This is a genomic window from Azospirillum sp. UFLA03-27, from assembly GCF_059803775.1.
Map to the genome: position 1 here is coordinate 1 of NZ_JAUQTX010000021.1, position 11943 is coordinate 11943.

General features: G+C 67.0%; 10 protein-coding genes and 2 pseudogenes. 7 read left to right on the forward strand and 5 right to left on the reverse strand.

Going from position 1 to position 11943, the window contains the following annotated elements:
* A pseudogene (locus tag Q4I23_RS05280) lies at positions 1–321 on the reverse strand (hypothetical protein); the annotation flags it as partial.
* A 52-nt stretch (positions 322–373) separates the two neighbouring features.
* On the opposite strand from Q4I23_RS05280, the gene Q4I23_RS05285 reads away from it, so the two are divergent.
* The 5 genes and pseudogenes from Q4I23_RS05285 (at position 374) to Q4I23_RS05305 (ending at position 8135) form a co-directional block, all read left to right on the forward strand.
* The gene (locus tag Q4I23_RS05285; protein WP_454017432.1) at positions 374–1255 is read left to right on the forward strand and encodes an SDR family oxidoreductase; all 882 of its coding nucleotides are present in this window, start codon (positions 374–376) and stop codon (positions 1253–1255) included.
* A 262-nt stretch (positions 1256–1517) separates the two neighbouring features.
* Complete coding sequence (gene dnaN / locus Q4I23_RS05290) at positions 1518–2648, forward strand: DNA polymerase III subunit beta (protein ID WP_035677532.1); 1131 nt, start codon at positions 1518–1520, stop codon at positions 2646–2648.
* 98 nt (positions 2649–2746) lie between these two features.
* Complete coding sequence (gene recF / locus Q4I23_RS05295; RefSeq protein WP_454017431.1) at positions 2747–3967, forward strand: DNA replication/repair protein RecF; 1221 nt, start codon at positions 2747–2749, stop codon at positions 3965–3967.
* 89 nt (positions 3968–4056) lie between these two features.
* Complete coding sequence (gene gyrB, locus Q4I23_RS05300; protein WP_498525504.1) at positions 4057–6540, forward strand: DNA topoisomerase (ATP-hydrolyzing) subunit B; 2484 nt, start codon at positions 4057–4059, stop codon at positions 6538–6540.
* Positions 6541–7346: 806 nt separating this feature from the next.
* A pseudogene (locus tag Q4I23_RS05305) lies at positions 7347–8135 on the forward strand (IS5 family transposase).
* Between the two features lie 38 nt (positions 8136–8173).
* On the opposite strand, the gene Q4I23_RS05310 reads toward Q4I23_RS05305, so the two are convergent.
* From Q4I23_RS05310 to Q4I23_RS05320, 3 genes are read right to left on the reverse strand one after another with little or no spacing between them, the layout of a single operon-like run.
* The gene (locus tag Q4I23_RS05310) at positions 8174–8569 is read right to left on the reverse strand and encodes a DDE-type integrase/transposase/recombinase (RefSeq protein WP_498525505.1); all 396 of its coding nucleotides are present in this window, start codon (positions 8567–8569) and stop codon (positions 8174–8176) included.
* A 35-nt stretch (positions 8570–8604) separates the two neighbouring features.
* Entirely contained in the window at positions 8605–8841 is a 237-nt protein-coding gene (locus Q4I23_RS05315; protein WP_454017428.1) for a tautomerase family protein, read from the reverse strand.
* 40 nt (positions 8842–8881) lie between these two features.
* On the reverse strand, positions 8882–9592 hold the full coding sequence (locus Q4I23_RS05320; RefSeq protein WP_454017427.1) for an SDR family NAD(P)-dependent oxidoreductase: 711 nt from the start codon (positions 9590–9592) through the stop codon (positions 8882–8884).
* 240 nt (positions 9593–9832) lie between these two features.
* On the opposite strand from Q4I23_RS05320, the gene Q4I23_RS05325 reads away from it, so the two are divergent.
* A complete protein-coding gene (locus tag Q4I23_RS05325; protein WP_498525506.1) occupies positions 9833–10759 on the forward strand; it encodes a transcriptional regulator GcvA in 927 nt (308 codons plus the stop codon).
* Between the two features lie 10 nt (positions 10760–10769).
* Here Q4I23_RS05325 and Q4I23_RS05330 read toward each other — a convergent pair whose 3' ends face one another.
* Positions 10770–11219, reverse strand: a complete 450-nt coding sequence (locus Q4I23_RS05330) for a MarR family winged helix-turn-helix transcriptional regulator (RefSeq protein ID WP_498525507.1) — start codon at positions 11217–11219, stop codon at positions 10770–10772.
* Between the two features lie 178 nt (positions 11220–11397).
* Here Q4I23_RS05330 and Q4I23_RS05335 point away from each other — a divergent pair, with 178 nt between their 5' ends.
* Positions 11398–11817, forward strand: coding sequence for an organic hydroperoxide resistance protein (locus Q4I23_RS05335; RefSeq protein ID WP_498525508.1), 420 nt, complete (start codon positions 11398–11400; stop codon positions 11815–11817).
* Positions 11818–11943: the final 126 nt, after the last annotated feature.

Here is an 11943-nt window from a genome sequence, read left to right on the forward strand (position 1 = left end):
GTTATAGTCTCGTGGGCTCGGAGATGTGTATAAGAGACAGTCCTTGCCCAGCACCGGGGCCAACTCCTCCAGCCGCGCCCCGGCGGTGGTGAAGTCACCCTTGTGGAACAGCGCCAGCGCCTGGCACAGCCGGGCATGGTCGCCGCCGCCGCGGTTCAGCCAAGTCTGCGCGCTCTCCAGCGCTTCGGCCGGGCGCTTCTCGGCGAGCATCAGGCAGGCCTGGAACTCCCGGTTGTGATCGATGGCGGGAGCGGCCAAGGCGGGGCTGACGGAGAAGAGCGCCAGCGCGGCCGTGATGAGGTAAGCGTTGCGTCGGTTCATGGCGGCCTTACACTCCGCCATTGCCGCTTCCGACGCAAGGACCCCGCAAGACATGGCTTCACCCCGTCTGTTCGTCTTCGGCCTGGGTTTCACCGCCCGCGTGTTCGCCGACCGGCTGAAGGCCGAGGGCTGGCGGATCGCCGCCACCTGCCGCGGCGAGGACAAGCGCGCCGCCCTGGAGGCGCAGGGCATCGAGGCGTTCCTGTTCGACCGGGGCCGCCCACTGGAGGACGCCCGCGCCGCCCTTGCCGGCACCACCCATCTGCTGGTCAGCGTGCCGCCCGACGAACGGGGCGACCCGGTGCTCGACCAGCACGCCATGGATCTGGCGGACCTGCGGACGCTCGACTGGGCCGGCTATCTTTCCACCACCGGAGTCTACGGCGACACCAAGGGCGACTGGGTGGGCGAGGCGGCGTGGCTGCGCCCGACCGGCGAGCGGCAGAAACGCCGCGTCGAGGCGGAGCGCGGCTGGCTGAACCTCTACCGCCAGTATGGCGTGCCGATGCATCTCTTCCGGCTGGCGGGCATCTACGGGCCGGGGCGCAGCGCGCTGGACAACGTGCGCGACGGCACCGCCCGGCGGGTGGACAAGCCCGGACAGGTGTTCAGCCGCATCCATGTGGAGGACATCGCGGCGACGCTGCGCGCCTCGATGGACAAGCCGACGCTGGGCGCGGTCTACAACGTCGCCGACGACCTGCCCTCCCCCTCCCACGAGGTGGTGAGCTACGCCTGCGGCCTGCTGGGGGTCGAGCCGCCGCCGCTGGTGCCCTTCGAGGAGGCCGGGCTGTCGCCGATGGCCGCCAGCTTCTACACCGACTGCCGCCGGGTGAAGAACGACCGCATCAAGCGCCAGCTCGGCGTGACGTTGACCCACCCGGACTACCGCGCCGGGCTGGACGCGCAATTCGCCGCGGAGAGCGGGCGGTAGAGTCGCGGCGGCGCGAATCGCGCGTCCTCCCGCCCCGGCCGCATTCCCCCTACGGCAGCACCCCGCGGGGGCGTCACGGGCCTCCGGATGGGCCGGAATTGGCGTTTCCGGTGAGCGCCCGACCGCGCCGAACGAATTTGGTTCGGCAAAACCGACGTTGTGGTATCATGCGCGCCCGTTCCGGCCCGCTGGATTGTGGCCGGACCGGCATGGGTACGCCTGCGAATCGCAAAAAACACGACCTGCCGAGACGACGACCAGCATGAACATCATCATCGAACGCGCCGCCCTTCTCCGGTCCCTTGGTCATGTGCAGAGCGTGGTGGAGCGCAGGAACACCATCCCCATTCTGTCCAACGTGCTGCTGCGGGCGAGCGACGGCGAACTGTCGCTCGCCGCCACCGACATGGACCTGGAGATCGTCGAGACGGTCCCGGCCACGGTGACCCGCGCGGGCGGCACCACCGCCCCGGCCCACACGCTGTACGACATCGTGCGCAAGCTGCCGGACGGCAGCCAGGTGGAGCTGGACATCGGCGGCGACGGCACGATCCTGACGCTGCGCGCCGGCCGGTCGCAGTTCAAGCTGTCCTGCCTGCCGGTCGACGATTTCCCGCAGCTCTCCGGCGGCGACCTGCCGCACCGCTTCGACCTGACGGCGGGCGACCTGCGGGCGCTGGTCGACCGCACCCGCTTCGCCATCTCGACCGAAGAGACGCGCTACTACCTCAACGGCATCTACCTGCACGCCGCCAAGGCCAAGGCCGGCGGGTCCGAACTGCCGGTGCTGCGCGCCGTGGCGACCGACGGCCACCGTCTGGCGCGGGTCGAGATGCCGCTGCCGGAGGGGGCCGCCGGCATCCCCGGCGTCATCGTTCCGCGCAAGACCGTGAACGAGATCCGCAAGCTGATCGACGAGGCCGCCGACCGCATCGAGCTGTCGCTGTCGGACAACAAGATCCGCTTTGCCTTCGATTCGGTGGTCGTGACCTCCAAGCTGATCGACGGCACCTTCCCGGATTACGAGCGGGTCATCCCGGTCGGCAACGACAAGACGATGGAGGTGGACGCCAAGCTGTTCGCCGCCGCCGTGGACCGCGTCGCCACCATCTCCACCGAGAAGAGCCGGGCGGTGAAGCTGTCGCTGACCCGCGGCACGCTGACCCTGTCGGCCACCAGCCCCGAGGCCGGCAGCGCCACGGAGGAGCTGGAGGTCAATTACCAGGAAGGCCCCCTGGAAATCGGCTTCAACTCTCGCTATCTGCTTGATATCACGCAGCAGATCGAGGGTGAGGGCGCACGCTTCTCGCTGGCCGACGCCGCGTCGCCGACCATCGTGCGCGACGTCGCCGACCCCACGGCCCTTTACGTGTTGATGCCGATGCGTGTGTGACCGGTCCGGACGGATCGGCGCTTTTCGGGCCGGTGCGCTCCGGACCCCGTGTTTGACGGGGTGCGGCGGCCCGGTCCCCGCATCCCGGATCGGACGCTTTGCTCGACGCCAGACAGACTTCGCCCTGCCCCGCCCCCGTGGTGGACACTCCGGCCGCTTTGGCGGTGACGCGCCTAACCCTGACCCGCTTCCGCGGCTATGACAGCGCGCGCCTGGAGCCCGACCACCGCCCGGTGGTGCTGACCGGGCCGAACGGCGCCGGCAAGACCAACCTGCTCGAAGCGGTCAGCTTCCTCGCCCCCGGACGCGGGCTGCGCGGTGCCAAGCTGGCGGAGGTCGAGCGGATCGGCGGCGGCGCTGGCAATGGCACCAGCGCCGGCTGGGCGGTCGCCGCCGTTCTGGACACCCCCACCGGCCCGGTGGAGATCGGCACCGGCCGCGAGATCGGCCCCCAGGCGGCGTCCGGAGCCGAGCGCGACCGCCGCGTCGTCCGGGTCGACGGCCACCCCGCCAAGGGCCAGACCGTGCTGGCCGAGCATGTCGCCGTCGTCTGGCTGACCCCGCAGATGGACCGGCTGTTCCTGGAGGGCTCCAGCGGGCGCCGCCGCTTCCTCGACCGCCTCGTCTTCGGCTTCGACCCTGCCCATGCCGGGCGGCTCAGCCGCTACGAGCACGCCCTGCGCGAGCGCGCCCGCCTGCTGCGCGAGGGGCATCGCGGCTGGAACGGTGACGAGGGCTGGCTGAGCGGGCTGGAGGACCAGATGGCGACCACCGGAGTCGCCGTGGCCGCCGCCCGCCGCGACGTGGTGCAGCGGCTGCGCGCCGCCTGTGGGCGGGCCGTCGGCCCCTTCCCCGGCGCCGACCTGACGGTGCAGGGCGCGGTGGAACGCTGGCTCGACGACGGTCCGGCGCTGGCCGCCGAGGACGCGCTGCGCCGTTCCTTGCGTGACAGCCGGCGGGCCGATTCGGACAGTGGCGGGGCCACGCTGGGGCCGCACAAGAGCGATCTCGCGGTGCGCCACGCCCAGAAGGACATGCCGGCGGCGCTCTGCTCCACCGGAGAACAGAAGGCGCTGCTGATCGCCATCATGCTGGCCAACGCCCGGCTTCTGGCGGCGGAGCGCGGGGCCGCCCCGCTGCTGCTGCTGGACGAGGTGGCCGCCCATCTGGACCCGCAGCGGCGCGAGGCGCTGTTCGACGAGATCCTGGCGCTGGGCGCCCAGGCCTGGATGACCGGGACCGACGATTCGGTCTTCGGGCCGCTGGGCGGTGCGGCCAAACGCTTCCACATCGAGGATGCGACCGTGACCCCGGCCTAGCGCTCAAAAAAGGGCTCAAAAGCCCGGAAAATCACCGACCGAAGTACGGTATTCCGCCGAAACCCAACGCAGTCTGCTATAGTCGAGCCATGGCACAGGAAGCACTGAAGAACGACCTCCCGCAGCAGGATTACGGCGCGGAATCGATCACCGTCTTGCGCGGGCTGGACGCCGTGCGCAAGCGTCCGGGCATGTACATCGGCGACACCGATGACGGCTCCGGACTGCACCACATGGTCTACGAGGTCGTGGACAACGCGATCGACGAGGCGCTGGCCGGCTACTGCGACGCGGTCGTGGTGCAGCTCAACGCCGACGGGTCGGTCACGGTGCGCGACAACGGGCGCGGCATCCCCACCGACATCCACTCCGAAGAGGGCGTGTCGGCGGCGGAGGTCGTGATGACCCAGCTCCACGCCGGCGGCAAGTTCAACCAGAACTCCTACAAGGTGTCGGGCGGCCTGCACGGCGTGGGCGTGTCGGTGGTGAACGCCCTGTCGGAGACGCTGGAGTTGCGCATCTGGCGCAACGGCCGCGAATGGTTCATGCTTTTCCGCCACGGCGTTGCCGATGCCCGTCTGGCCGATGTCGGCCCGGCCCCGATGGTCGACGACGGCAACGGCGGGCAGAAGCCGCTCTCCGGCACCGAGGTCACCTTCCTGCCGTCCAAGGAAACCTTCACCAACACCGAATTCGACTTCGCGACTCTGGAACACCGGCTGCGCGAGTTGGCCTTCCTGAACTCCGGCGTGCGGCTGGTGCTGACCGATGCCCGCGGGGTGGAGCCGCGGGTCCAGGACCTGCATTACGAAGGCGGGCTGGAAGCCTTCGTGAACTGGCTCGACCGTTCCAAGGTGCCGCTGCACAAGCCGGCGATCTCGATCAAGGCGGAGCGCCCGACCGAGCATGGCGGCGTGGTCACCGTGGAATGCTCGCTCCAGTGGAACGACAGCTACCACGAGACGACGCTCTGCTTCACCAACAACATCCCGCAGAAGGACGGCGGCACCCACCTCGCCGGCTTCCGCGCGGCGCTGACGCGGGCGATCAACAACTACGCCAACGAGTCGGGCATCGCGAAGAAGGAGAAGGTCAACCTCTCCGGCGACGACGCGCGCGAGGGGCTGACCTGCGTGCTGTCGGTGAAGGTCCCCGACCCGAAATTCTCCAGCCAGACCAAGGACAAGCTGGTCTCCTCCGAAGTCCGTCCGGTGGTCGAGGCGGTGGTGGGCGAATGCCTCGCCCAGTATTTCGAGGAGCATCCGGCGGACGCCAAGCGCGTCGTCCAGAAGGTGGTCGAGGCCGCCGCCGCCCGTGAGGCCGCCCGCAAGGCGCGCGAGCTGACCCGGCGCAAGGGTGCGCTCGACATCGCCTCCCTGCCCGGCAAGCTGGCCGACTGCCAGGAGCGCGACCCGGCGCTGTCCGAACTCTTCATCGTGGAGGGCGATTCGGCGGGCGGTTCGGCCAAGCAGGGCCGGTCGCGCCAGTTCCAGGCCATCCTGCCGCTGCGCGGCAAGATCCTGAACGTGGAGCGGGCGCGCTTCGACAAGATGCTGTCCTCGGCCGAGATCGGCACGCTGATCGCGGCGCTGGGCACCGGCATTGGGCGCGACGAGTTCAACCCGGACAAGACGCGCTACCACAAGATCATCATTATGACCGACGCGGACGTGGACGGCAGCCACATCCGCACGCTCCTGCTGACCTTCTTCTTCCGGCAGATGCCGGAGCTGATCGAGCGCGGCTATCTCTACATCGCCCAGCCGCCGCTCTACCGCATCAAGCGCGGCAACGCGAAGGAGCGGTACCTGAAGGACGACCGGGCGCTGGAGGAGTATCTGATCGAGGCGGCGCTGGGCGACCTGTCCGTGCGCCCCGCCGACGGCTCCCTGCTGACCGGCGAGCCGCTGCGCGAGATGGTCGAGCAGGCGCGCGGCGCCCGCCTGCACATCGAGACGCTGGCCCGCAAGGCCGGCAACCTGTCGGTGGTGGAATCGGCGGCGGTGAGCGGCGCCTTGTCGGTCGCGCTGTCGCAGGACACCGCCCAGGCGCAGCAGGCGGCCGAGACGGTCGCCGCCCGGCTGAACACGCTGGACGTGGAAGGCGGCTGGCGCGGCGAGAGCCTGCTCCAGGGCGGTTACGCGCTGGTGCGGACGCGCCGCGGCGTGACCCACCGCCACCATCTGGACGCTGACCTGCTGAAGAGCGCCGAGGCCCGCAAGCTGGACGCCATCGCGGCGGACCTGAAGCGCGTCTACGCCGAGCCGGGCCGTGCCTTCGAGAAGCAGAAGGAGAGCCGCAGCCTGACCGGCCCCGTCGCCCTATTCGACACGGTGATGGAGCTGGGCCGCCGCGGCGTGACGATCCAGCGCTACAAGGGGCTGGGCGAGATGAACCCCGACCAGCTCTGGGAAACCACTTTGGACCCGACCAAGCGCTCGCTGTTGCAGGTGAAGGTCAACCACGCCGATCAGGCGGAGGAGGTCTTTTCCACTCTGATGGGCGACATTGTGGAGCCGCGCCGCGAGTTCATCCAGGAGAACGCCCTGAAGGTCGCCAACCTGGACGTGTAAACGGCTGTTGTTGGCTTCCGGATAACCATCCACACTGAACTATATAGAGGTCAAAAATTGAATTTTTTGGCCTCTTTCTTTTTCTACGTGCGCGCGGCATACGTGTTTAAGGTATATTATCCTATTAAGAATTTCTCAGGTTTCGTGCGCTGGCGCAAGGAATTCTCTGTTCGCGGTCGTCGGCGTGCCGGGAACCGGCCGCTCTTCGGCGCCTCGGGAGCGCCCCCACCTTCAGCCGGTGTGTCGGCAAGCACGCCGAACGGCGGCTCAGGCCGCCAGACCTCCCGCACCCAACCCGCTTTATAGTTGACAAGGAGAAGTCATGCAGTAAATCTTGCATCATTCACAGGATAACCCATGACACTTTTACTTTTCCTTCGACCTAACAGGCAAAATCTAAATAAACGTGCAGGAAATATCTGCTGACTCTGTGATTTCAAAAAATATATTCTTTGACTTCTTTGGCGGGTGCCGACTAGCGTCATGCCATCGAGACGACATCGGAAGCGATCCCGCGTTTAGCACCCGCTGGCAGCCGCCATCTCAGGCCTTGAGCCGAAGCATGGCGCCACACCCCCAGCCCGTGCACCAGCTGGTGAAGGCGCCCGGTTGCCGCTCGCGGTGCCAAGCCCCCCCAAGGGATCGTCCCCGCCACTCGATCGGTCTAACTCAGCTCACCCAGCTCACTTTTCATTCGCAAGGCGCCAGCCTTGCCCCGAGCTAGGTTTTGTCGCCAAAGGGGTTGCATGGGGCTGATCTGATCACATTTGGACCGGGTGCCGATCAGAACCATATTGACCGATGCAATGTGGCATCGGCTCTCCCCCTTGTTGCCGCCGCAGAAGCCCAGAACCGGGCGTCCGTCCCTTGATCACCGGTGTTTCATCGAGGCCATTCTCTGGCTGGCCCGCACCGGGGCACCCTAGCGCGATCCGCCGGAGGACGTGATGAACTGGCGGAGCGCTTGGCGGCGTCTGCAACGCTGGACGGCTGCCGGGATCTGGAGCCGCATCGTTGCGGGACTGCGCGCCATGACGGCGGATGCGGGTTGGGACGCGCACCTGCTCGACAGCAGCGTGATCCGCGCTCACGCCCATGCCGCCGGAGCGCGGCGTGCGTCGGGCGAACAGGCCCTTGGTCGCTCGCGTGGTGGCTTCTCGACCAAGCTGCACCTGCGTGCCGACGCCAAGGGGAGGCCCGTGGCGCTGCATCTGACCGGCGGCGAGCGCCACGACCTGCTTGGCGTCGGTCCGCTCTTCGAACAGGGCTCCCTGCGCACTGGCAAACGCGGTCGGCTGCGCTGGAAGCCCAACGCCGTGATCGCTGACAAGGCGTACTCGGCCATGTGGCTGCTCGAAGCGTTGCGCCGCAAGTGCATCGTGCCGATCATCCCCAACCGTGCCGATCAACCTGCAAATCCGGACTTCGACCACGACGCTTACCGGTGCCGGAACCTCGTCGAGCGGTTGGTCGGAAAGCTGAAACAGTTCCGCCGCGTGGCGACCCGTTACGATAAGCTCGACGCCCACTATCTCGCCTTCGTCCAGATCGCCTCGGTTATGGTCTGGCTACGCAGCTTTGGCGACAGGACCTAGGCAGAGCAAGGACGTGGCGGGCGGCACCGTTCTGCGGATTACGCCGCCAGTGACGCGCCGGCGACCTCGGCCCAGACCTGGAATGCCTGGGCGCGGGCATTGCGATAGTCGGCGACGGAGCGGTGGTCGCGGCGGAGATGGAACAGGTTGACGATCGGATCGTGAATGGCGAGGAAACGCTGGACTTGAGCGGGGTCTTTGAAGCGCTTTCTTTGCCGTTCACGCCGACAGGTGGGTTGGTGGGAGTTCTCGGCCCGATTGTTCAGTCCCTTGTGCTGGCGGTGCTCCACCCTCGGCATGATCGCCCGCTTGGTGGCGGCGTAGGACTTCAGCTTGTCGGTGATCAGCACGCGCGGCGCCCGGCCCTGCTTCCTCAGCAGCTTGCGCAGCAAACGCTTGGCCGCCTTGGCGTCGCGCCCGCCTCCGTCGACCATGGCAACTGAGTGGTCGACAAGTTGACAATGCCGGTTCAGGACGTCTTGTCCGCCGTCTGGCGCCGGTATTCCTCAACCGGCAACCCGCCCATGCCCCAGTTCTCCATGGGAACCTCGTCGATTACGACGAAGGTCGCCGCGTGCGGCTTGTTCAGCACCTCGAACAACAGGTCGCTGACACCCTTGATCAGGGTCGCCTTCTGCTCCGGCGTTGCGCCGGTTGCGCCGGGGCTCGTGCCCTCGCGGGTGATCTGGATGTTCACGTACGGCATCGGGTGTTCCTTTCCGCTTGATGGCGTTACCGCCAGGGCCTTACCAGCGACCGGCGTGCTGGCCGCCGTCGACGTGCAGCGTTTCGCCGGTGACGAAGTTCGCGGAGTCCAGGTAGAGCACCGCGTCCACGATGTCCTGAATCTCGCCCAGGCGGCCGACCGGGTGCAGAGCGGCCAGGAATTCGTGCGTTTCCGGGGCGTGCATCGGCGTCTTGATGATGCCCGGCGACACCGCGTTCACGCGGATGCCCTTGCCGGCGTATTCGATGGCGAGCGAGCGGACCACCGCGTCCAAGCCGCCTTTGGTCAGGGAAGCCAGCGCCGCGGGCACGCTGGCCAGCGGCTGTTCCACCAGCGTGGTGGTGATGTTGACGATGTGCCCGCTGCCCTGGTTCAGCATCTGCGTCGCGACCAGCCGGGACACATGGAAGAAGCCGGTCAGGTTGGTGGCGACGACCCCCGCGTAGTCGGCCGCGGTGTATTCGGTGAAGGGCTTGGCGATGAAGATGCCGGCATTGTTGACCAGCGTGTCGATGCGCCCGAAGCGTTCGCGGGCGGTCTCCACCAAGCGCTTGGCGGTCTCCGGGTCGGCGACGTCGCCGCCGACGGTCACGACGTTCGGGTCGTCGCTGGCCTTGATGGAGCGGGAGTTGGCGACGACCGCGAAACCGCGCTGGCGGAAGCCCGCCACCAGACCCGCACCGATGCCCTGCGACGCGCCGGTGATCAGCGCAACCTTCTGCGTGCTCATGATGGATCCTTTGGGTTCGAACAAGGGTCGTGTGTGGATGGCCCGCCACTCACGGGTCGTTTCACGCCCCTTGGCGTGGATTGAAATGATGAGAATTTCTGTTGTGAGGCGGGAACCGGAGGACCGTCGAAACTCGCGACCGCCCTGTCTTGCCGCTCCGCTTTCGCATTGAAAAATGCGGCAGGACGCGTAGAACGGCAAACGAGCTTTCCTCATCGAATCGACAAGGTGGATTTGTCGATGTCGCGACCGTTGCTGCCCCTCAGCGGGTTCCGCGCCTTCGAGGCCGCCGCCCGCCACCTCAGTTTCGCCCGGGCCGCGGACGAATTGCGCGTCACCCCGGCGGCGATCAGCCATCAGGTGCGGACGCTGGAGGATTATCTCGGCGTGCCGCTGTTCCGACGCAGCGGCCGGCGCGTGCTGCTGACGGAGGCGGGGCAGATCCTGCTGCCGGACCTGCGGCGCAGCTTCGACCTGATGGAGGCCGCAATGGGGCAGGTCAAGCGGCTGGCCGCGGGCGGCATCCTGACGGTCAGCATGTCGCCGTCCTTCGCGGCCAAATGGCTGATGCCGCGCATCGAGCATTTTCGGACGCGCCACCCCGACATCGATCTGCGCATCGACGCGGACGTGCGGCTGGTGGATTTTTCCGCCAACGAGGTGGACATCGTCATCCGCTATGGTCCCGGCTCCTACCCCGGCCTGAAAAGCGTGCTGCTGTTCGAGGAGGAGCTTTTTCCGGTGTGCAGCCCCCGGCTGCTGTCCGGCGCCGTTCCGTTGCAGCGCATCACCGACCTGCGGCAACACACGCTGCTGCACGACGAGACGATCAATTTTGCGGGGCCGATCCCGTCATGGCGGGTCTGGCTGCAAACGGTCGGGCTGGAGCAGGCCGTCGACCTCAACCGGGGACTGCGCTTCAATTCCTCGGTGACGGCGACCCAGGCGGCCGTCGATGGGCATGGGGTGCTGCTGGGGCGCAGCCTGATCGTTGCCGACGATCTCTCGGCCGGGCGGCTGGTCCGCCCCTTTGCGGAGTCCTGCCCGGCGGGGTTCGGCTATTACCTCGTGTATCCGCCCCAGGTCGCGTCGCGAGCGAACGTCCACGCCTTCGTCGACTGGATCATCGAGGAAGCGGCCGGGGAGGAAACCGGCGGAAAGGGGTGACGGGGGGCCGTCACTCCCCTTTGCTCACCTCCAGCAGTGTGTCGCGCAGGTTCGCGACGGCCTTTTGCAGCTTTGCAAACTCATCGGGCGGCAGGCCGGTCTGCTTGACGAGGGTCATGTTCAGGCCCTTCTCACGCAGGCGGCGGCCGGCGTCGGTGAGGCCCACCCGGACCTGACGTTCATCCTCCGGATCGCGCTGCCGGGTGACGTAGCCCATCACCTCCAGCTTCTTGAGGATCGGTGTGAGCGTGTTGGATTCCAGGAACAGCTTTTCGCCAAGCCCCCGAACCGTCAGGTTGTCTTCCTCCCACAACGCCACGATGGTGATGTACTGGAGATAGGTGAGGCCGAGTTCCTCAAGGATTGGCCGGTAGGCCCGCCCGTAGGCGAGGTTGGCTGAATAGATCGCGAAACACAGAAAATCAGCCAGTTTGGGGCTCGCCGGGTCGTCTGGCATCATTGGGGGAGTCATCGTCATCCTCTCCAGCACACGAAAATGTGAAGGGCCTGGAGCTTATATAACTCGCATCCGATGAAATCGTAAGGTTGACTCTCCCGCGCCCTCTGCGTAGATTTCAATCGTATCCGATATGATCGGATACGTCATAAAAATAGCTTTTTCCCGCAAGGACACCACCATGCCCCAGCTGACCAAAGTGATTTACACCGGCCGGACCCACACCTCCGCCGGGGGACGGGACGGCACCGCCCGCAGTGACGACGGCCGCCTGAACATCGCCCTGTCCTCCCCCGGTTCGTCGGGTGGCGGCACCAATCCGGAGCAGCTGTTCGCCGCCGGCTGGTCGGCGTGCTTCATCGGCGCCATGACGTTTGCCGCCCAGAAGATGCAGATCACGCTTCCAGCGGACCTCGCGGTCAACGCGGAGGTGGATCTCGGCACCACCGGCACCGGCTACGGCCTCGCGGCCCGTCTCAACGTCAGCCTGCCGGGGCTCGACCGCGGAACCGCCGAAACCGTGGTGCAGACCGCGCACGGAACCTGCCCCTATTCCCTGGCGACGCGCGGCAATATCGACGTCTCGATCACCGTCGTCTGAGAACGCGCCCACGGTCCAGGATCGAAGACGGTCAAATCGGAACGCTGTCGCGTGAACCGATCCGCAGTTTGAAATCGCATGCGATTTACTCGTTTCCGCTTTCATGCCTCCCTCAGCCCCGTTGCT

Bases quoted from the DNA above. Each gene is read 5' to 3' on its own strand.
- Q4I23_RS05285 (WP_454017432.1), top strand. From the start codon at position 374: ATGGCTTCACCCCGTCTGTTCGTCTTCGGCCTGGGTTTCACCGCCCGC.
- Q4I23_RS05330 (WP_498525507.1), bottom strand. From the start codon at position 11,219: ATGATGCCAGACGACCCGGCGAGCCCCAAACTGGCTGATTTTCTGTGT.
- Q4I23_RS05315 (WP_454017428.1), bottom strand. From the start codon at position 8,841: ATGCCGTACGTGAACATCCAGATCACCCGCGAGGGCACGAGCCCCGGC.
- Q4I23_RS05325 (WP_498525506.1), top strand. From the start codon at position 9,833: ATGTCGCGACCGTTGCTGCCCCTCAGCGGGTTCCGCGCCTTCGAGGCC.
- Q4I23_RS05310 (WP_498525505.1), bottom strand. From the start codon at position 8,569: ATGGTCGACGGAGGCGGGCGCGACGCCAAGGCGGCCAAGCGTTTGCTG.
- dnaN (WP_035677532.1), top strand. From the start codon at position 1,518: ATGAACATCATCATCGAACGCGCCGCCCTTCTCCGGTCCCTTGGTCAT.
- Q4I23_RS05320 (WP_454017427.1), bottom strand. From the start codon at position 9,592: ATGAGCACGCAGAAGGTTGCGCTGATCACCGGCGCGTCGCAGGGCATC.
- gyrB (WP_498525504.1), top strand. From the start codon at position 4,057: ATGGCACAGGAAGCACTGAAGAACGACCTCCCGCAGCAGGATTACGGC.
- Q4I23_RS05335 (WP_498525508.1), top strand. From the start codon at position 11,398: ATGCCCCAGCTGACCAAAGTGATTTACACCGGCCGGACCCACACCTCC.